The sequence below is a fragment of the Mucilaginibacter sp. OK268 genome (assembly GCF_900103125.1).
Classification (GTDB): domain Bacteria; phylum Bacteroidota; class Bacteroidia; order Sphingobacteriales; family Sphingobacteriaceae; genus Mucilaginibacter.
In genome coordinates this window covers 842843-864232 of the sequence record NZ_FNJV01000003.1, presented here as the reverse complement: position 1 = coordinate 864232, position 21390 = coordinate 842843, and the positions used below count along the sequence as shown (strand labels likewise).

General features: G+C 42.0%; 18 protein-coding genes. 12 read left to right on the top strand and 6 right to left on the bottom strand.

Annotation, left to right across the window (positions count from 1 at the left end):
- The first annotated feature begins 1 nt into the window (after position 1).
- The gene (locus BLR84_RS13970; RefSeq protein ID WP_090468878.1) at positions 2-538 is read left to right on the top strand and encodes a hypothetical protein; all 537 of its coding nucleotides are present in this window, start codon (positions 2-4) and stop codon (positions 536-538) included.
- Positions 539-647: 109 nt separating this feature from the next.
- Here BLR84_RS13970 and BLR84_RS13965 read toward each other — a convergent pair whose 3' ends face one another.
- Positions 648-1661: an aldo/keto reductase gene (locus BLR84_RS13965; RefSeq protein WP_090468877.1), complete on the bottom strand. Its 1014-nt coding sequence runs from the start codon at positions 1659-1661 to the stop codon at positions 648-650.
- A 151-nt stretch (positions 1662-1812) separates the two neighbouring features.
- On the opposite strand from BLR84_RS13965, the gene BLR84_RS13960 reads away from it, so the two are divergent.
- Positions 1813-2898 carry a DNA topoisomerase IB gene (locus BLR84_RS13960; protein ID WP_090468876.1) on the top strand — a complete coding sequence of 362 codons (1086 nt, stop codon included), beginning with the start codon at positions 1813-1815 and terminating at the stop codon, positions 2896-2898.
- 218 nt (positions 2899-3116) lie between these two features.
- Here BLR84_RS13960 and BLR84_RS13955 read toward each other — a convergent pair whose 3' ends face one another.
- Positions 3117-4874 (bottom strand): M56 family metallopeptidase, encoded by a 1758-nt coding sequence (locus tag BLR84_RS13955; RefSeq protein ID WP_090468874.1) that lies wholly within the window; start codon positions 4872-4874, stop codon positions 3117-3119.
- A gap of 11 nt (positions 4875-4885) precedes the next feature.
- Positions 4886-5242, bottom strand: a complete 357-nt coding sequence (locus BLR84_RS13950; RefSeq protein ID WP_090468871.1) for a BlaI/MecI/CopY family transcriptional regulator — start codon at positions 5240-5242, stop codon at positions 4886-4888.
- Positions 5243-5508: 266 nt separating this feature from the next.
- On the opposite strand from BLR84_RS13950, the gene BLR84_RS13945 reads away from it, so the two are divergent.
- The 8 genes from BLR84_RS13945 (at position 5509) to accC (ending at position 16324) form a co-directional block, all read left to right on the top strand.
- The gene (locus BLR84_RS13945) at positions 5509-7092 is read left to right on the top strand and encodes a flavin monoamine oxidase family protein (protein WP_218128323.1); all 1584 of its coding nucleotides are present in this window, start codon (positions 5509-5511) and stop codon (positions 7090-7092) included.
- A gap of 160 nt (positions 7093-7252) precedes the next feature.
- A complete protein-coding gene (locus BLR84_RS13940) occupies positions 7253-8425 on the top strand; it encodes a pyridoxal phosphate-dependent aminotransferase (protein ID WP_090468869.1) in 1173 nt (390 codons plus the stop codon).
- A gap of 118 nt (positions 8426-8543) precedes the next feature.
- Positions 8544-9536, top strand: coding sequence for a Hint domain-containing protein (locus BLR84_RS13935; RefSeq protein WP_090468866.1), 993 nt, complete (start codon positions 8544-8546; stop codon positions 9534-9536).
- A gap of 171 nt (positions 9537-9707) precedes the next feature.
- Complete coding sequence (locus BLR84_RS13930; RefSeq protein ID WP_090468864.1) at positions 9708-12068, top strand: ABC transporter permease; 2361 nt, start codon at positions 9708-9710, stop codon at positions 12066-12068.
- A 153-nt stretch (positions 12069-12221) separates the two neighbouring features.
- The gene (locus BLR84_RS13925) at positions 12222-13085 is read left to right on the top strand and encodes an SDR family oxidoreductase (protein ID WP_090468862.1); all 864 of its coding nucleotides are present in this window, start codon (positions 12222-12224) and stop codon (positions 13083-13085) included.
- A 221-nt stretch (positions 13086-13306) separates the two neighbouring features.
- Positions 13307-13810 carry a c-type cytochrome gene (locus BLR84_RS13920; RefSeq protein ID WP_176852061.1) on the top strand — a complete coding sequence of 168 codons (504 nt, stop codon included), beginning with the start codon at positions 13307-13309 and terminating at the stop codon, positions 13808-13810.
- 61 nt (positions 13811-13871) lie between these two features.
- Positions 13872-14384, top strand: a complete 513-nt coding sequence (locus BLR84_RS13915; RefSeq protein WP_090468858.1) for a GNAT family N-acetyltransferase — start codon at positions 13872-13874, stop codon at positions 14382-14384.
- A 455-nt stretch (positions 14385-14839) separates the two neighbouring features.
- Entirely contained in the window at positions 14840-16324 is a 1485-nt protein-coding gene (gene accC, locus BLR84_RS13910; RefSeq protein ID WP_090468856.1) for an acetyl-CoA carboxylase biotin carboxylase subunit, read from the top strand.
- 7 nt (positions 16325-16331) lie between these two features.
- Here the strand turns inward: accC and BLR84_RS13905 are convergent, their stop codons facing one another.
- A complete protein-coding gene (locus BLR84_RS13905) occupies positions 16332-16976 on the bottom strand; it encodes an HAD family hydrolase (RefSeq protein WP_090468855.1) in 645 nt (214 codons plus the stop codon).
- A 147-nt stretch (positions 16977-17123) separates the two neighbouring features.
- On the opposite strand from BLR84_RS13905, the gene BLR84_RS13900 reads away from it, so the two are divergent.
- Entirely contained in the window at positions 17124-18962 is a 1839-nt protein-coding gene (locus BLR84_RS13900; protein ID WP_255366940.1) for an ABC transporter ATP-binding protein, read from the top strand.
- 225 nt (positions 18963-19187) lie between these two features.
- Positions 19188-19556, top strand: coding sequence for a hypothetical protein (locus BLR84_RS13895; RefSeq protein ID WP_090468853.1), 369 nt, complete (start codon positions 19188-19190; stop codon positions 19554-19556).
- Positions 19557-19987: 431 nt separating this feature from the next.
- Here the strand turns inward: BLR84_RS13895 and BLR84_RS13890 are convergent, their stop codons facing one another.
- Both BLR84_RS13890 and BLR84_RS13885 read right to left on the bottom strand, forming a co-directional pair.
- A complete protein-coding gene (locus BLR84_RS13890) occupies positions 19988-20395 on the bottom strand; it encodes a DUF983 domain-containing protein (RefSeq protein WP_090468852.1) in 408 nt (135 codons plus the stop codon).
- Positions 20385-21269, bottom strand: coding sequence for an AraC family transcriptional regulator (locus BLR84_RS13885; RefSeq protein WP_090468850.1), 885 nt, complete (start codon positions 21267-21269; stop codon positions 20385-20387). Before BLR84_RS13885 ends, BLR84_RS13890 begins: the two co-directional genes overlap by 11 nt.
- Positions 21270-21390 lie beyond the last annotated feature (121 nt).

Sequence of the window (21390 nt, the reverse complement as noted above, 5' to 3'; positions counted from 1 at the left end):
AATGAAAAAACTATCAAAACTAATAGGTGTAGCTTTCATGGCAGCTATTTTGTTTTTTGCAACTGACGTAAAAGCACAAACTACCCCAGCCAAGGCTTTTGTTTTAAGCTTAGGCGTAGAATCGGGACTTCCGACAGGAGTTGCCAAACTGGGTACAAATTTCAGTTTAGGCGGAACCGCGCGCCTGCAGTATGGTGTCACTAATGACCTTGCCATCACATTTACTGCCGGTGGTTATCACTTTTTTCCGAAAAAAATACCCGGACAAGACAGAAGATATCAAAGCTATGGTGAGCTGCCTATCAAAGCTGGTGTTAAAGAGTTTTTTCTACCCAATATATATGTAGGTGGTGAAATTGGTGTTGCCTTTGAGAAACTGGAAGGTCCGGATTGGGGTCCTCGTCGTTTAGATCTGTCGCCTAACTTAGGTTATGCTACTAAACACTGGGATTTTGGACTTCATTATGACTATCTTACCTACAAACAAGATCATCTGGGCATATTTGCCTTACGCGTAGCTTATGGATTTGGGTTGTAATTTTACTATCTGATATAAAAAAGGGAAGCTATTTATAGCTTCCCTTTTTGTTTGTTGAAGTTCACAGGTCGCTCAAAACTCATTACTTGAACTCCAAAACTTCTTCAGCCTATCTGAATCTATGCTGATAATCAATGATCCAGCCTGGATATTCAACGGGGAGCGCGCTTACTTCATTGATCTTTTGGAGATCATTGGTCGACAATTCTATTTCGGTTGATTTGATATTATCCAGCAATTGATCATTAGTTTTTGCCCCGATGATTGTACTCGTAATTCCTTTTTGAAGACGTACCCATGCCAGCGCAATTTGCGCCGCAGATACATTATGCTGTTTACCTATTTCCACAATCACGTCGATTATATCATAAGCTTTTTCTTTATCAATCGGCGGAAAATCAAACGTCGACCTGCGCGATCCTTCGGCGTTTTGGTTATTACGGGTAAACTTACCCGATAAAAAGCCACCCGCTAACGGGCTCCAGGGCATCATAGCGAGGTTTTGATCAATAGCCACCGGTAATATCTCTCTTTCAATATCCCGCCCGGCCAATGAGTAAAAGCATTGCATGCCTATAAATTTGTGCCAGCCATTTTTTTCGGCAATACCCATGGCTTTCATGACCATCCAGCCGGGCCAGTTGCATACGGCCACATAGCGCACTTTGCCGCTTAAAACAATATCGTTTAATGATCGCATGATCTCTTCCACAGGTGTATGGTAATCAACACCGTGTACGTATAAGATGTCGGTATGATCCAACTGCAAACGTTTTAAGCTGGCATCAACTGATTGAAATATATGATAGCGGGATAAACCACCGCTGTTTTGTCCCTGGTTTAAAAAGGCACGTACTTTAGTAGCAATAACCAACTGGTTGCGGTCGAGCCCTACATCTTTGATAGACTGGCCCAACAGCGATTCAGATTCGCCAAAGGAATATACATTGGCGGTATCAATAAAGTTGATGCCCGAGTCAACAACTGTTTTCATGATGTCGTTAACTTCCTTTTGCTGGGCTTTACCAATGGCCTCATACAAGCCGGTGCCGCCAAAGGTCATGGTACCAAAGCAAAGCTCAGAAACCAGCAAGCCGGTATTTCCTAAAAAATTGTATTTCATCAATTAGTGGTTTTTGTTTGATGTGAAATTAGCTAACTATCCAACATTTATAAATATAAACATCATTATTAATTGAAAGTTGGTTCGGGTACTTCCATCCCAGTCCCTGGTCGGCAAAACTTAGTGGTATGGACTTTGTTGTTCCATTTACATGAACCGATTGCTGCAAAAACTGGAAAAAATTGGTCGCGACCCAAAGGTTACTGCAAAGGCGGTAGGTTTGCGATATGTATCAGATTCAACACCCGGGTATACCCGTAAAAGATCCGGGAAAGGATGGAGTTTTTGCGATACCGACGGTAAATTGGTAAAGGATCAGGAATTGATAACGAGGTTCACCCGCTTGGTTATTCCGCCAGCGTATACCGATGTGTGGATATCACCCTATGAAAACGGCCATTTGCAATTTACCGGCATCGATGCTGCCAGACGGAAACAATACAGGTATCATTCGGGCTGGAACCAGATCCGCAATCAATCCAAATATCATCGCCTGCAAACTTTTGCATCGTATTTACCGGCTATACGCGAGCAGGTAGATAAAGATCTGGCCCGCCCGAATCCCGATCATGAAAAGGTGGTTGCCCTTGCTGTGCGCCTCATGGAATTGACCAGCATCAGGGTAGGGAACGAATCATATCAAAAACTGTATGGCTCTTTTGGCCTAACCACCCTGCAAAACCGGCATATTAAAATTGAAGGATCAACCATCAGGTTTGAATTTAAAGGGAAAAAAGGGGTGCAACATAAAGTAAGCCTGCAAAGCAGAAAACTGGCCCGGCTGGTAAAGCAATGTCGCGACATTCCTGGAAAAGAGCTTTTTCAGTACTATGACGAAGCCGGTGAGCGCCGCAGCATTGACTCTGGCGACATTAATAATTACCTGAAAGAGATCACCGGCGAAGATTTTACGGCCAAAGATTTTCGTACCTGGGCAGGCAGTGTAAGCGCTTTATATGCGTTTAAATCGGCTGGTGAATTTGCCAATGTAACGGAGTGCCGTAAAAAAATCATCAGCGTAATTGACGAAGTTGCTGTTAGCTTGGGCAATACCCGTTCGGTTTGTAAAAAGTATTATGTGCATCCATCGGTGATTAAAAGTTATGAGGAAGGTACACTGTTTAAATATATCAGCGAGCTTGATGAAGAGAAGGATGAAAAAGCCACCGAGCTTAACCAGGCCGAAAAAGCATTGCTCACCCTCCTTGAAACAGAAAAACTGGCCGAAGCCAGTTAGTTGGTGCTATTAATTGTGATCTGTAGGGCCATTGTGTTATCTAAAAAGTGGGTTTACATGGTTTACACTTTTTCATGGTTAACATTGATTTAACTACTTGAAAATAAGATAATTGAAGTAATTTTTTATCAAATAATGGGTTAAAAGTGTAAACCCACTTTTTGTCCCTTCAGGGTCTCTCGCGGAGGACCCCGAGTGGACAAAAGTTTCCCTAATCCTTAATCAGTCTTCTTCTTAGTTGTTATCTGTATAACCCCATCTTTTGCCTTATTGCCGTATTTTTTTACGGTGTCTTCGCCATTGATAACATTCATACTTTCAATCGCCTTAGGATTTATTTTATTGATATCAGCGGCGGGTATTTCCTTTCCATCAACCAGGATCAATGGGGTTTTATCTTTATCAAAAGAAATATGCATGCCTTCATCATTGTTTACTGAGATGTTCTGAGCAGCGGTGCTTTTACCATTAACTGATACGCTTGAAGTGGATGAAACCCTTATAATGTGAGCCTTCGCATTGCTCTTTACATTTACCCTTATGGCAGTATCAGCAGTGACTACATACGGGGCAACATTTACGCTAGCGCTGCTGCTAACAGCCGTTGTGGGGTAAGCTTTTACTGTAGTGCCAGTTACACTCACCTTGGGGCTTGCTCTATAGCCAGTTACAGTAACACCATTTGATTGTTTAGATCTTTCTATTACTTTTCCCTCAGGCGAATCTTTAGTAACAATAAGTACTACGCCAGTATTTCTTACATCATCCTGGTTAATAAATGGAGGCAGGTCACTTACGCGGTCGCCCTTTATTACATTAACCTGTGCTATATTATTAGGATCAATATTTTTTAGATTGCCTCTTACTCCATTGATATAACAAACTATGGAGTCCTTATCGATATTATCTCTAACGATAACTAAATGTTTTTTATTGGTATCCGCCTTAAAGCCCGAGATTGTTTTGATGACTTTATGAGCGGCCTTTTTAGGCTTAGTAAAAGTAACATTGCCACCTGCGGGATTAGGAATAGCCTCTACAGCTACCATGCTTGTTAGCGGTTTAACCGCATTAGCTAGCTTTATCCTGATCGGTTTGGCAAAATCGGCCGTTGTTATGCTGAATATCAGTAGTAAAGTAATCACCGCGGGTACCAGGAAGGCATACCGGGTAAGGTTTATTTTCGAAGATCTTTTAGCGTTCATCATGATAATGCGTTTTTTGATGGTTGATATATTAAAATGGTTCACTATACCGGGCTGTTGGTTGTTAAAACTTACCGAAACCAGGCTGTACTGATAGGTTTTACTATCGATACCATGGTTCAGTATCTTGCGGTCGGTTATAAACTCTACGTTTTCCCGGATAGCCTTTTTCATTAGCCATATGCCTGGATTAAACCAGTAAAAAATACTGCTTACCTCGGCCAGCAATATATCGGCGGTATGCCACTCATTCACGTGGATCTGCTCATGCAATAATATGGCCTTCAGATCAGCGGGTTCATGTTTTGACGGATTTACAAAAATGCTTTGCCAGAAAGAGAAAGGTGCCGCGTCTCTATCCATAATCCGTACCTGGTGATTGTTGATGGTAGCTGGTTTGGAGCTTTTATACAATCTGTATAGTGAAAATAGCTGCACCACCAGTTTAATGGCCAATATGTAGGCTCCCAGCCAGAAAATAACTTCGGCCCAGCGCCAGTAATCGGGTTGGCTCAATGGTTTTACCAGGCTTTGTACCGGTGCCTGCCAATTGATAACTACTTGTTGTACCGGTTTCACCAACTCCTCGTGCCGCTGCACAAAAGCCGAAAGGTTTAACCAGGGGTACACACTGGCAAATACGATGGCTGCAAGCAGGTAAATACGGTTAAGCGTATAAAAAGTAAGCGGCCTGAGCACCAGGTAATAACCCGCGCAAAACAATAACAGGGCCATATTTACTTTAAGTAAAAAAACAAACAGTGCTGGCATGGTATTAAGGTTTATTGTTTTTCAATTAGTTTAATGATCTCCTGCAAATCGCTGGCGCTTATCTTTTTTTCGTTGGCGAAAAACGTTACCAGGTCTTTGTAAGAGTTTTGGAAGTAATCACTCACAAAACCACTCATAAAGCGTTTTTTATATTCCTCCTCTTTAATGATGGGGATGTAACGGAGCGAATTGCCCATTTTTTCGCTTTTTAAAAATTCCTTGCGCTCCAGGTTCTTAATGGTGGATGCCAGGGTGGTATAAGGAGGTTTGGGTTCCTGCAATTGATCCAGAAAATCTTTAATAAAACCGGGGCCGCACTGCCACACCGCCTGCATGGCTTCTTCCTCTTGTTGCGATAATTTCTCCATTGTATTTACGATTGTTTCGTAAATCTACGAAAGTTTCGTAGTAATCCAAATTTATTTTTATTCTTTTTGAAAAAGGGGAGCGATGTCTTTTTAAAATAAGCTATGCCGGGGGTTTGCGATGACGGAGGTGTGTTTGCCCTTGTTGATAATAATTCATACAAAGCCTGTAGATATTATCATATTTAAAAATTTGTGCTATGTCTTTTATTAAAACGTAAAATAAATTATCTTTAACACACAACATAGTATAAAACATAAAACGCTTATTGAAAACGATTACCCGCAGAGACTTTTTAGGTAAAGGAGCTATGCTTGCCGGTGGGGCTTACCCTGCTATGATGGCCCTGGGTTTGTTACGCCCGGCGCCCGCACATGCTTTTAATTTGCAGGGTGACGGCAAAGGCAAACACATCATTATACTGGGGGCTGGGCTTGCCGGTATGACTTGTGCTTACGAACTGAATAAATTAGGTTATCAGTGCACCATACTCGAGGCCCGTCAGCGGGCCGGTGGGCGTTGCTGGAGTATTCGTAACGGTAGTACGCACCAGGAGATTGATAAACCCACTGTAACTGCCCGTTTTGATGATGGCTTGTATTTTAACGCCGGGCCCTCGCGTATACCACATCATCATGAGCTTACCCTGCATTATTGCAAAGAATTGGGTGTACCTATACAGGTTTATAACAATGTAAACGAGGGCGCCTATTATTTTGCCGAAGGCAAGGGGCCGCTGTCAAACAAAAAAGTAAGGGTCAGGGAGGTGCATAACGATATCCGGGGATACATGACCGAGATGCTGGCCAAAAGCATTGATCATGGTAGCCTCGACAGTAACCTGACCAAAGAGGATGGCGAAAAGATCATCGAATATTTAAGGGCAGAGGGTGGTTTGGATATTGATAAGCTCTATAAGGCATCGGCACGCAGGGGCTACGCCGAATCGCCGGGAGCGGGTGACAGGCCGGGCAAAATTGCCGATGCGCATAAACTGGCCGATATCCTGCATTCGGGTTTAATGGATCCGGATTTTTATAACGTAGCCGAATATACTTACGAGTTGCAGATGACTATGTTCCAGGCCGTAGGAGGCATGGATCAGATAGCCAAAGCACTGGAGAAAAAAGTAGCGCCGGCCATAAAAATGGGAGCCGAGGTTACTGCCATCAATAATTTGGCAGAAGGTGTAAAAATTACCTATAAAGATGCCCAGGGCGAACATGTACTTACCGGCGATATGTGTATTTGTACCCTGCCGCTCCCTGTTTTAAGTAATATCAGCAATAACTTCTCGGGTGATGTAAGCCGGGCTATTGATTATATCGGGTATAATTCAACCGGTAAAATAGGTTTGCAATTTAAGCGCCGGTTTTGGGAAGAGGATGAACATATTTATGGCGGCATTACCCATACCAATAACGATCTGACGCAGATCTTTTACCCATCCTATGATTATTTAGGGAAAAAGGGTATCTTGATAGGATATTACAACTTTAACGAAAAGGCCCAGAAAACAGGCGCTTTAAGCTATGCCGATCGCGAAAAATTCGCGCTGGAAAAAGGTAGGCTCATACACCCGCAGTACGATAAAGAATTTGAACGCTCGTTTTCGGTAAGCTGGCACAAAACCAAATACAATTTAGGCGGATGGGCAGTTTATACCACTGAAACGCGTAAGGCTCAATATCCCGTGCTGCTGAAGCCGGACAAGCAGGTATATTTTGCCGGCGAGCATTTAACTTATTTAAATGCCTGGATGGCCGGTGCATTTGAATCGGCCCGAAGTACAGTGGCCGCCCTGCATGCAAGAATGAGCGAGCAGCAGGTGGCATACCCGGCTCAAAAATAGAGTCAAGAGATTAGAGTCAAGAATCAAGAATAGGAAAGGATATTTAAATAGACAAAGGATACAGAATGAAAAGATAAAGACAAGAGAGCAGGTTTGCGCTCATCTTGATTCTTGACTCTAATCTCTTGCATCTTATTAAAAAAACATAAACCAAACCACCATGGCAAATTCACTAAACCGCAGAACCTGGATTAAATCCAGCGCATTTATGGCCGGGGGACTGGCCCTCTTTTCTGGTACTATCAGTAAGCTGGCGGCAATGCCGGTTGTCCGTTCGTTTAAACCCTCGCCACGTAGCCTGAATGATCAGGAGGTTATAGCCAATGTTGGGTTTGAATTGAAAGCGAGACTATTGGCTAATGAAAATCCCTTCGGTCCGTCGGCTGCTGCTAAAAAAGCTATCCAGAATGCTATTGAAAAAAGTTATCAGTATCCATTTTTTGACCTGCCATTGCTTTATAATAAAATAGCTGATTATGAGGGTATAAAACCAGGGAATATCCTGATGGATGCCGGCTCAACCCCGCTGTTACTTGCCGCGGCCATGTATTATACCAAAGGCGGTAAAACGGTGATCACCGGTGACCCTTCTTATGATGACCTGCCAGGTCGTGCTGAAGCATTGGACGGAAAATGGGTAAAAGTACCGCTTACTGCCGATTATAAACTCGACCTGGACGCTATGGAAGCTAAAGTAGATGATAATACCGGTTTGGTTTACATCTGTAACCCCAATAACCCAACCGCCACTATTGTTGATACCGCGAAGCTGAAAGCTTTTTGTGAACGTGTTTCCAAAAAAACTACGGTATTTGTTGACGAAGCTTATATCGATTACCTGCCAGATCCGCAGGCTTCCACCATGATCAGCGCTGTTAAAGCGGGTAATAATGTAATTGTGGCGCGTACTTTCTCTAAATTGTACGGTTTTGCCGGTATGCGTTTGGGGTATATTATATCACAACCGGATACTATCGCAACATTTAAAAAATATACCACACAATCATGGAGTATTTCAGCCCCAACACTGGCTGCGGCGATTGCCGCTTACCGGGAAACCGATTTTTTAAATGATACCTTAAAGAAAACGAATGAATCAAAAGAGTACTTGTATTCCGTGCTTAAAAAAGAGGGTTATGAGTATATACCCTCATCGGCCAACTTTGTGATGTTCCCGCTTAAAATGGATGGAAAGAAATTTGTAGGCGAAATGATGAAACGTGGGGTAGGCGTACGCAACTGGAAATTTAATGACAAGGACTGGTGCCGGGTAAGCATTGGCCGTATGGACGAAATGGAGGCCTTCGCCGAAGCTTTTAAACAAATATCTTAATCTTAACAGAATCAAGAGATAAGAGTCAAGAAACAAGACTAAAATATCAGCCTTTGTTTCTTGATTTTAGCTTTTCCCACTCTTGATTCTTGACTCTTATCTCTTGACTCTTTTACACATGCGTAAACTAACATTAACACTGCTTTTAACAGCTTCCATTTATTTGTGCCGGGCGCAAACTGTAAACCCACGCCCGCTTACCATGGCCGAATATGATAAGGCGCAAGCTTTTACTATTGCCGACTTGGATAAGGACACTTATGTGAAATTTGAGAATACTTATGTGCTCGATAGGTATGAGGGCCGTAAGCCTTATTTTGTTACCGGAGCCGATGGCCTGAAAAAACGTATTGACCTGTACAAACTCATCGCTAAAGAAGGAATGCAGGAAATAGGGCTGATGGTATTTTATACCAACGAAAAAGGAAAGCTATACAAGGCGCTTGTTCCGGATTTTACGGCTGATGCCAAAGTTTGGGCAAAATACTTTCAGGATATTGACAACATCAACAAAGAAGAAACAAATTTTATCCTGAAGCTGTCTTATGTCCTGTCAAAAGAAGTAAGCTTTCAGCAATATAAGGTTTTAAATGGTGGCAAAGATATGAAGGAAGAGGCGGCTACTTATGGTAACGATATTTGTTTCCCGGGAGACGAATTGGTGACTATGGCCAGCGGCGAAAAGAAAATGCTAAAAACCATAAAACCCGGCGATGAGGTGATCACTATTGACCCGGCCACCAAAATGAGTTCGGCTGTAAAAGTGAAGAAGCTAACCATACATGAAGCTAAAAACTACGCGTTGACTCAACTGGTGCTGGTATCGGCTATTGTAAAAAACAGCAATGCCGGGCAGCTGATCAACTTAAATACCAGAGTATTGCAAGCTACCCCTAATCACCCTATGCTCACCAAACAAGGCAATCTGAAAATGGGACAGATAACTGAAGGGCAGGAGGTGCTGTGCATGAATGAGCAAACCGGCCGTTACGAAACGTTTACCGTGCTGCAAAAAACAGAGCATGGCGGCGGCTTACAAAGGGTGTACAACATTGTAGCGGATGGTGGTAGCACCCTGCTGATGAATGGCGTAATGGTGATGCAAAAATAAAACGCTGGCCTCACCTTTATAAAATCCCAGCTCAAACTGTCCGCATGCGGACAATTACTATAATATATCCGTACGGAACTATATGGGATAATTTATTCTAATTATTTAGTAATCAGTAATTTATATGAATGGCATAATCTTGGTAAGCATATTGGCCTAAATGCTCCACTCATGCTGAAAAATTATATCAAAACTGCCTGGCGTAATTTGTTAAAAAACAAATTTTACTCCCTTATTAATATTGTTGGTTTAACCGTTGGCCTGGCTATCGGAATTCTGATATTACTATGGGTGCAAAATGAGTTGAGTTTTGACAGCTTTCACAAAAAGGCGCCTAATATTTATAGGATGGCCATTTTTGGCGGTACCGGCGCCAGCAGGCAAATTTGGTCGCAGGATGTAGCCCCGATGGGGCCGCTGGCTAAGCAGCAATTATCAGGAGTAAAGGATCAGGTGCGTATAACGGGGAATGAGTTTTTTTCGATGTTTAAATACCAGGATAAAGTTTTTGGTAATGAGAACGTTGTTTTTGCTGATCCGTCATTTTTCTCCATTTTCGATTTTCCACTGGTGCAGGGCAATACGGCAAAGCCTTTTGCAAATGATAATTCTGTAGTAATTACAAAAAAAACAGCTAAAAAATATTTTGGAGATGAAAACCCACTCGGAAAAGTAATCGTAGCGGATGATAAAGCAAACTTTACTGTAAGCGGCGTTATTAACGATTTTCCGGATAATTCAAGCTTTAATATGGGGCTGATCATGCCGATGAGCTACCATATCAATAAAAAACTTGCTGATAATAAGGAAGATGTGAATAGCAATTTCAGCAATTTTAATTATGAAACCTATCTTTTGCTTAATCCCGGTATTGCCCCACAAAGCTTAAAGACAAAGCTGTTTAACATCCATATCAATCATAAAAAGGAAGATACCGATGTTGAATATTTACTACTGCCCCTAACAAAAATGCATTTATATAACCTTGATGGCAGCGATGGTGGCATAAGCACCGTAAGGATCTTTATGGTTATAGCCTTATTAATATTGGTTATAGCCTGTATCAATTACGTAAATCTTTCAACCGCGCGGTCGATGCTAAGGTCAAAAGAGATTAGTATGCGTAAAATTATAGGGGCTGCAAAATCACATTTATTCCTGCAGTTTATTGTGGAAACCGCTTTGCTGTTTTTGATAGCCGCGGGTTTAGCCATTTTGCTTATTTATGCCCTGATGCCTGTATTTAACCAGATATCAGGCAAGCAGCTGGTGTTTAATCTTGAGGATTATCATATATGGATAGTAATAGTGGCAACTATATCGGGTACGCTTATCGTGTCAAGTATTTATCCCGCATTATTGCTTTCATCATTTGAACCGCTTAAAGCTTTAAAGGGTAAAATTACTGCCGGAGTAGGGGATGCTACTTTCCGGAAAATACTGGTGGTTACCCAGTTTACATTTTCAGTTGTGCTCATCATTGGAACAATAGTGATCACCAGCCAGCTCAACTTTATCCGCTCAAAACAATTGGGTTATGATAAAAGCCACGTATTTGCTTTCTGGATGCGGGATATGGCAAAACATTATGATGCCGTAAAAGCCGAACTATTAAAGCAGCCTGGCGTATTGGCTGTTACGCGCTCTAACTCAAATATTGTAAGAATTGGCGGCCTCTCTGGTGATAATGATTGGGATGGCAAAGGGGCTAATCAAACGTTTATTGTACACCCTATGGCAATTGATAAGGATTTTATATCCTTTTTTAAAATGAAGTTAGCCCAGGGGACTGGTTTTACAGGGGCGGTGGCTGATTCAACTCACTTTATTTTAAACGAAGCAGCAGTTAAGGAAATTGGGATGAAAGACCCGATAGGTAAAAGGTTCAGGATGTGGAAAATTAAGGGTACCATTATTGGCGTGGTAAAAGATTTTCACTTCGCTTCTATGAGGCAAAAGATCTCTCCGGCTGTTTTTTATTATACACCTGAGAGTATGGGTTCCATGTACATCAAAACAGATGGCCGAAACGCCCAAAAAGCAATTAATGCAGCCCAGGAACAATTTAAGCAATACAACGGGCAATATCCTATTGACTATGCCTTTTTGGATGATGTTTTTAACCGCCTTTACGAGGGTGAGCAAAGAGAAGGAACCCTGTTTAATTATTTTGCGGGCATTACTATACTAATTTCATGTTTAGGTCTTTTAGGTTTGGCTGCCTTTACAGCGCAGGTGCGTACCCGCGAAATTGGCGTACGCAAGGTATTAGGAGCCAGTGTAAGCGAAATTATTGGTTTGCTGGCAAAAGATTTTATCAAATTGGTGCTGATTGCGATAGCTATAGCCATTCCGGCTGCCTGGTACACTATGAATAGATGGCTGGAAGATTTTGCCTATCGCATCAATATTGGCTGGTATGTATTTGTATTAGCAGGGTTAATGGCAATACTGATAGCTTTTATCACCATCAGTTTTCAATCAATTAAAGCAGCATTAACAAACCCCGTAAAGAGCTTAAGAAGCGAGTAACAGAGGTAACAACCTAAATAGTAAAATTTGGTTATTCCAATAGAATTGTAAAAGTATTGATGCCAATCAAAAAAAACTGCCTTTGGGAGGTTATGGGCTAAAAAAACAAGTATCTTGCAAGTCTGAAAGTTATCTTTTCGGAGTGTAGAGGGCATGGCTTTAAAAACAACTATCATTACCGGAGCAACATCGGGCATAGGACAAGAAACCGCTTTAGAGCTGGCAGCACAAGGGCACGCGCTTTATTTGTTGGTACGTAATACGCCAAAAGGCGAGCGGCTCAAGAACCAAATAATTGGTAAAACAGGTAATAAAGAAATATATGTGGTACGTTGCGACCTGGCCGATCTGCAAAGTGTACGTGAAGCTGCGGATGAACTCAATCAAAAACTTTTCGCCATTAATACCCTGATCAACAACGCGGGTGGCGTTTTTCAAGAACGTGAGGTGAGTAAGAATGGGTTTGAAATGACCTTTGTTACCAATCACCTGGGGCATTTTTTACTAACAAATAGCTTAATGCCTTTATTACAAAAAGGGCAGGCCCGCATCATCAATGTAAGTTCGGAAGCTCATAAATGGGGTAAACCACGGTTTGATGATCTGCAATGGCAACAAACTTATAATGGCTTTAAAGCTTACGGGATGAGTAAATTGTTTAATATTTACTTTGCCCAGTCGCTGGCAGAGAAATATGGCGATAAGGGAATCCTTGCTTTTTCATTACATCCAGGTACGGTAAAAACGGGCTTTGGGGCAGGTATTAAAGGGTTGGGTAAAGTGTTATTTTTGCTGGCTACTCCATTTATGGTAACAGTAAAACAAGCTACCGAAACCTCGGTATTCCTGGCAACAGCTCCACGACTCGACCAATACAATGGGGCTTATTTTAAAAAGAAGAAAAAGGCAAATACCTCGGCTATTGCAACAGACACCGAATCACGTAATAAACTCTGGGCTATCAGTGAAAAGCTTCTTTCACGTTATTTGATCTGGCCGGTTATCAATGCGGAATAAGAATTAGGACCGTGAGAATCAAGAACTGAGAGTCAAGAATTAAGATGAGTTTTGCTCTTCGTTTATTATTTTTAGCTTAATTCTTGACTCTCGTTTCTTGACTCTGGCATTTGAAATCCCGATTCCATAAATTGTATCTTAAAAATTACCTTTTTTTACACAATCTGGTGTTGTGACATTAAAAGTTAATAGTTATTTTAGGTGACTTAAATATGACAATCATGCCTTTTAATAGAAAAATAATTGCTACCCTCGGATTGCTATCTGTTGTGGTATTAGGTGCCATGACATCCATGACCCCCAAAAAGCCACAGGATGAAGGGTTTAAAAATCTGAAGGTGTTACCAAAAAACATCTCGGGCGATAATCTTCATAAAGTAATGGAGGAGTGGGAGCATTCATTAGGGGTGCATTGCAACTTTTGCCATGTACGTAATGAAGAAACCAAAAAGATGGATTGGGCAAGTGATGCCAAACCCGAAAAGGAAATGGCCCGTGATATGTACAAGATGATGAATAAAATAAACCAGAAATATTTTCACGCCAAAAAAGATTCATTAGGCATGATCATGCAATCTGGTATCAACTGTAATACCTGTCATCGCGGTACAGCTCATCCCGAAGTTGTTATACCTGCTGGTGGCGCCCCTGGTGGTATGCCCCCGGGCGGTCAACCAGCTCCGGGTGGCCAGCCAGCCGCTGGTAGCCCTGATAAAAAAGGATGATCCTTAAAATATTCAAAGCACCTCTTACGTAAAGTAAGGGGTGTTTTAATTTACTATGAATATGAACAGTGTAATCAATGTCAGAAATGCGAATGAGGACGATCTGCTGGCCATTCTGCACATCTATAACGATGCTATATTAAATACCACTGCTGTTTACAGCGAACAACCCCATACGCTTGAAATGCGCAAGGCATGGTATCAGGATAGAATAAGTAATGGCTTCCCTGTACTGGTGGCAGAGTCGGGTGGAAAGATAGCCGGTTTCTGCACTTACGGACATTTCAGGATCTGGCCGTGTTATCGTTATACTGTTGAGCATTCTGTATACGTTGATCCAATATTTCAGGGACAAGGTATTAGTAAACTTTTACTCAGGCCGCTTATTGATATAGCGCAAAAGAATGGCATTCATACTATGATAGCGGGTATCGACAGCGAGAATCAAATCAGTTATCATTTGCACCAATCATTGGGTTTTAGACAGGTTGCCCACTTTAAAGAAGTTGGTTTTAAGTTTAACCGTTGGCTCGACCTAATTTTTATGCAATTATTGCTTGATGAGCAATATTGAATTTCATTTTAAAGCAAAAAATGCTATAAATTTCATTGTTTTTAAGTTAACTTTAATCGCCCCCTGATTGAAATGTGAACTTATTGAATAAATATGCACTTTTGATAGTTTAATTTCGGTCGGGCAGTAAAAAACCCCTTAATTAACTGACCATGACTGTTGAAATTGAAGAAAAACCTATTCTTTCCATTGTTTCCTCAAAGCGAACAAGCCATACCAACGCTGTTCATTGCAGACGCTGTAATAATGCCAACATTAGCCGCATACCCCGGGGCACATTTGTAAAAATGTTTTTGTTTTGGTTACCACTTAAAAAATACGTTTGTTATCGCTGCCATCGCAAATCATACAGGTGGAAGCCCTGATCAGGCACAACTGACTTATCATATGCTTGTATCCTATTTGCCATCAATAAAATAATGCTTTGCAAAGTGTAAATCCATTACATTTGTTAAATGCAAAAGATACTGATCGCTAACCGAGGCGAAATAGCTTTAAGAGTAATGCGCTCTGCGCGCGAAATGGGTATTAAAACTGTTGCTGTATATTCAGACGCAGACCGTAATGCATTGCATGTACGTTATGCAGACGAAGCAGTTTATATCGGCGCGGCTCCATCAAACCAATCATACCTTAACGGCGAAAAAATCATAGCGGCTTGCCATAAAACAGGCGCCACCGGCATCCATCCTGGTTATGGCTTTTTGAGCGAGAATGCGGCCTTTGCACGGCAAGTAAAAGAAGCCGGCGTGGTGCTTATTGGGCCATCGCCCGAGGCTATGGAGGTTATGGGCAACAAGCTATCGGCCAAAGCAGCCGCTTTAAAGTATAATATACCCATGGTGCCCGGCACCGAAGAGGCCATAACCGATATTGCCGAAGCAAAAGCAAGGGCTGTAGAGGTCGGTTTCCCGATACTGATCAAAGCCGCTGCAGGTGGTGGTGGTAAAGGTATGCGTATAGTGGAAAGCGTGGCTGATTTTGACGAACAGATGCAGCTTGCGGTATCCGAGGCTACTTCGGCATTTGGCGATGGATCTGTTTTTATTGAACGTTATGTATCATCACCCAGGCATATCGAAATACAGGTTTTGGGCGATACGCATGGCAATATTGTACACCTTTTTGAGCGTGATTGCTCGGTGCAACGCCGTCATCAAAAGGTGATCGAAGAAGCGCCCTCAAAAGTGCTTACGCCACAGATCAGGGAGCAGATGGGTAAATGCGCCGTTGATGTGGCGCGCTCTGTAAACTATACCGGTGCGGGTACGGTTGAATTTATCATGGACGATGCCCTGAACTTTTACTTCCTGGAGATGAACACCCGCTTGCAGGTAGAGCATCCGGTAACGGAGCTGATAACCGGCATTGACCTGGTGAAAGAGCAGATCCGTATAGCCAGGGGCGAAGCCATCAGCTTTAAACAAGAGGAACTACAAATACGCGGGCATGCTATTGAACTAAGGGTTTATGCGGAAGATCCGGCAAATAATTTTTTACCAGATATCGGCACGCTGCAAACTTATATTACCCCCAAAGGAGCCGGTGTGCGCGTTGACGATGGCTTTGAACAAGGTATGGAAATACCTATTTATTATGATCCGATGATTGCCAAACTGATAACCTATGGTAAAGACAGGACCGAAGCTATCGAACGCATGATTCGGGCTATTGATGAATATCAGATAACCGGCATTACCACTACACTTGGTTTCGGCAGGTTTGTGATGCAGCATGGGGCCTTTATATCGGGCAACTTCGATACACATTTTGTTAAAAAGTATTTTACCCCCGAAGTATTAAATACCGAAGATCAAGGCGAAATGGTGATTGCAGCCGTAATCATGGAACAATTACTTAATCAAAAGACAGTCGCTACCGCATCAGCAACAACTACAGAAACAAGCAACTGGGTGAAGAACCGTACCCGTCTGCAATAGCATGGTATTATAGCAGTTCTGTTAGCGCGCTAAAACTATCCACAGTAGCCACCATGCCATCGGGTACCTGACCAAAGCCATAGCTGGCAAAAATAAAAGGTACACCGGCCTGGTATGCTGCGGTATAATCGCCCATGGTATCACCTACATACACCGGTGCTTTAAGCTGATGATCGTTTACAATATCCTTAATATTATCAGCCTTGGGGTTGCCTTTGGTACCAAAGCACTGGTGACCCAAAAAGTGCGCGTGCATGTTATTCAGGTCAAGGAATACCTCAATATAACCGCTCTGGCAGTTGCTTACAATATACAGCTTGTATTTTGTGCCCAGATACTTCAGTGTTTCTTCCAGTTGTGGATATAGCTCACCGCCCTTGGTATGTAAAATTTCGAGCTCACTGATGGCGCAAAGGGCTTGTACTTCTTTGCGTTGATCGGTATTAAGGTTGGGGAATAATTTATCAAAAATGGCATCATAGGTCATGCCGGTGATCGATTTAACACGTTCTACCGTCATCAACTCATCAATATAATCCACTTTTGAAAGGGCTGCCTGCCAGGCCAGTGCCACGTTGGCTGTACTGTCCCAAAGAGTGCCGTCGAGATCAAAAATTATACTGTCGAATTGATTGTGTAGTGAAGTATCCATAATGCCGGCAAAAGTAATAAAAGCAGGTTATAGTTCTGACAGGCAGTTTATGAAAAAACAAACCAATGTAAAATAATGCTTCCTTATAAAGAGCAAGACGGCTAATTGGTTAAATTCGCTTACTATCAACAAGAAAGAGCATTACTATTGAAGACCGATCGCCCACCAAAAAATACCATCACTCATAAAGTTACCTTAAAAGAACGTTTTGAGGCACTGCGCAATTTACCAGCGTTTTTTAAACTGGTATGGCAAACCAGCCGCTGGATGACAGTGGTAAACGCCCTGTTGCGCATCATACGCTCGGCTATGCCCCTGGGGCTGTTATATATAGGTAAACTGATCATTGATCAGGTAGTCCTGGTAAGCCACGCGCATGTGAAGGATATGGCCTATCTGTGGCAATTGGTAGGGCTGGAGTTTACCCTGGCCATACTGACCGATGCGCTTAGCCGGGCCATCACATTGATGGACAGCTTACTGGGCGACTTGTTTAGCAACTATACTTCGGTCAGGATCATGGAACATGCCGCTACGTTGGATCTGGATCAGTTTGAAGATTCGGTATTTTATGATAAGCTGGAACGCGCCCGGCAACAAACCGTTGGGCGCACCATATTACTTTCGCAGGTAATGAGCCAGGTACAGGACCTGATCACCATGGGCTTCCTGGCCGTTGGTTTAATGGCTTTTAATCCATGGCTTATTGTGCTGCTGCTTATTGCCATTATTCCCGCTTTTTTAGGCGAGTCGTACTTTAACGATCAAAGTTATGCTTTAACCCGTGGGCAAACGCCGGAACGGCGCGAACTGGATTATGTTCGTTACCTGGGCGCCAGCGATGAAACGGCCAAAGAAGTAAAGATATTTGACCTTTCGGGTTTTATTATCGACAGGTTTAGGCTCCTATCCGATAAGTTTTATGACGATAATAAACGGCTGGCTATAAAACGCTCCTTATGGGGCACCTTTTTTGCCATGCTGGGCAGCCTGGGCTATTATGCAGCTTATCTGGTTATTATTGTGCGTACAGTTAATGGAAGCGTGACCATTGGCGAACTGGCATTCCTGGCCGGTTCATTCCGGCAGCTCCGCGCCTTGCTTGAGGGTATTTTAACCCGTTTTACAGCAGTATCACAGGGAGCTATTTACTTGCGCGATTTTTTTGAGTTTTTCGAGATCGTACCCAAGATCAAACTGGCTGAGCACGCGCTGCCATTCCCTAAAACCATACAGCAGGGTTTTACTTTTGAGGATGTGGGCTTCCGGTATATTAATTCCGACAGATGGGCCAATCGGCATTTGAATTTTACGCTGTATCCAGGTGAAAAACTGGCACTGGTAGGTGAAAACGGCGCGGGTAAAACCACGCTGGTGAAATTGCTTGCCCGTTTGTACGACCCCACAGAAGGCCGGATATTACTGGATGGCATCGATCTGAAACAATATGACCTGACCGACCTTCGGCTTAACGTGGGGGTTATTTTTCAGGATTATCTGCGCTATCAGATGTCCTTCGCCCAAAATATAGCTGTAGGCAAAATAAGCGAAAAGGATAACCGTCCGCTCATCGAAAACTCGGCCCGTCAAAGCCTGGCCGATATACTGGCAGCCAAACTTCCGGGTAATTATGACCAGCAATTAGGCAAACGCTTTGCCGATGGGGTAGAACTATCCGGAGGCGAATGGCAAAAGGTTGCCCTGGCACGGGCCTACATGCGCGATGCGCAGTTGTTAATATTGGATGAGCCTACATCTGCCCTTGATGCCAGGGCAGAATACAATGTTTTTGAGCGCTTTGCCGAATTAACTAAAGGGAAATCGGCAGTGCTGATCTCGCACCGTTTTAGTACCGTTCGTATGGCCGACCGCATACTGGTACTGGAAAAAGGAGAACTGATAGAAATAGGCAGCCACCAGGAATTATTGCTTAAAGGGGGCCGCTATGCCGAATTATTTGATCTGCAGGCTGCGGGTTACCGATAAATTTGATCAATAGTATTAATCAAAAGCTAACTATTTGGAATTCATAACAGTTTCAGCCTGTCGCTACGGTTGTTTTTATTTTTAATTGATTAATTATTGTGATTATTAATTATTGTCAATAAATCAATAGTTTATTTCCTGATGTATGAAAATGCGTAGAAATACGTAGACGATACCGTATTATCCCCCTGTTATTTGTGTTATGGTAAGATTAACTTTGGATTCATGTTTGAGCAGGCAACTAAACAAACGTTTACAAAGCTATTTACTATGAAACTTTTTTATCACTTTTTAATTTTTGTCTTTGTATCCCTTATACTCGTAGCATGTGCCAAAATATTTACATCAGATACTGAAATAAAATCATCTAATATTCAGCCGTCAGAAGTAAAACAGCAGCAAGATGTTCGGCCTGATAGTGCAGTGCAAGCTGACCTCAAAAAGGATTTTTTTACGATCACGAATTTTAACTACAAAAACCTTTTAAAGACAAAAAGGTGGGCAGATAATCAATGTGATTATAACGGTGTTTTTTATATTAAAAATGTACAAATGGCCATTAACCGTTTAGGCCGGTACACATCGCAATATTAATTTCGTTTTTAGTTTAGTTTTTTAATTAGGGAAACAGTTGGCAAACAGTCATTACAGCAATGTAGTGGCTGTTTTGTTATTTAGCCGGTTGCACATAATATTGCTGCAATCCGGGCTAAATAATACAAACTTGCCTCACCTATAACTTGGGAAGTGCCCAAAAGTAAAGACTAAAGTAAAAAAAGGGATGGCCAATAAAATATAGACCCTTGCCAATTGCTGATCATCGGCGTTACCCATTATAAATACATTATACAGGTCTTTTTTTATGATGTTTAATTTCGCTTTCATGCTTTCAAAAAATATGGATGTGATATGTAGTTATGACCAAAATCAAGCCCCATAGTTTAATAGTGGCAAAATTATTAGACTATAAAAAAGCGCCGGCAGATAAAACCTACCGACGCTTATCATCATCATTCATCAAAAGATCAGTTTGTTTTGTCGCGGCTCATTTCGGGATGATAATGCAGGCCGGGAGTAAGCCAGTACAATAACATAACCCTTGAGTATCTGAAGTTAAAAGGCGAAAGTATAACCGCGATAGCTAATATAATAGTAACATATAACCATGGATTATGGCTTCCGGTCAATACACTTATAGCTATGGCCGCTGTTACCATTTCGGCAACATTAAAGGCATAACTTACAAACATGGCCACATAAAAATAGCCGGGCTCTCTTTCGTAAGTTAAACCACAATGTGAACATGTTTTGTGCATTTCCTGACCCTTAAAGCCATACATGCCGGTGGCAAACATATCCCCACGCCTGCAACGCGGGCATTTGGCATGTACAAAAGCTGGCCATGCCGCTAATTTATAGTTGTTATTTTCCATGATCGTATAGTAATTTTTTTCTGAATTCTTCGGGTGTAGTATCTTCCAGTTTTTTAAAAAACTTGGTAAAGTAGGAGTTATCACTAAAGTTTAGTTTCAATGATATTTCGCTGATACTGAGCTGTGGGTTGGTTAGCATACGTTTGGCCTCCAGCATTATCCTGTTACGGATCATCTCGCCAGCGGGGATACCCATAATATCCTTACAAACCGCATTGAGGTGGTTAGGAGTTATGTATAGCATGGCGGCATAATCCTTTGGTAATTTAATGTCGGTATAATGATGCTCAATTAAGTTTTTAAAGTTTTTGAGCAGGGTTTGGTTGTATGATGAATTATTGCTTACCGTAGGAATGGCAGATACCCGATTAACCCTGATAAATATCTGGAGCATCAGCAACCTGATCATATCGGCTGCTGATGTGCCGGGGTGAGTAGCTTCAGTTAATATAGCTTCAAAAAGTGGTTTGATAGCCGCGTAAGTTTCGACCGGTAAATTAATTACCGCATCGGCCAGGTTGCCGCTGAAAAAAGAAAAATTATCCAGGTAGCCATGCTGCAACACAAATGATTGTATAAACGATGCCGAAAAATTGATGATATAACCATCAGTAAAACCCTCAAACCCCCATGAATGTACCTGGCCGGGTATCATAAAATATATTTGCCCGGGCTTAACCTCAAAACTTTCAAAATCTATGGTATGGGTACCTGATCCTGCTGTAAATAATACCAAATGATAAAAGGTGTGGCGATGGGTGGCAAACAGGTTCTTATGTGTATCCAGATATGGTGCAAAACGGCTTATAAGTATGTCATCCTGATTGATGTCAGATAACGAACAGATATCATATAGTGGTATGTTTTGTAACATGAAACAAAATTACACACCAATTTACCTTTTATAATGGTACTATTTTTATTTAAAATGGTACTATTCAACGATAATTGAATAATACCATAAATTAAAAAGCCTACAGTTTATACCTGGTCAT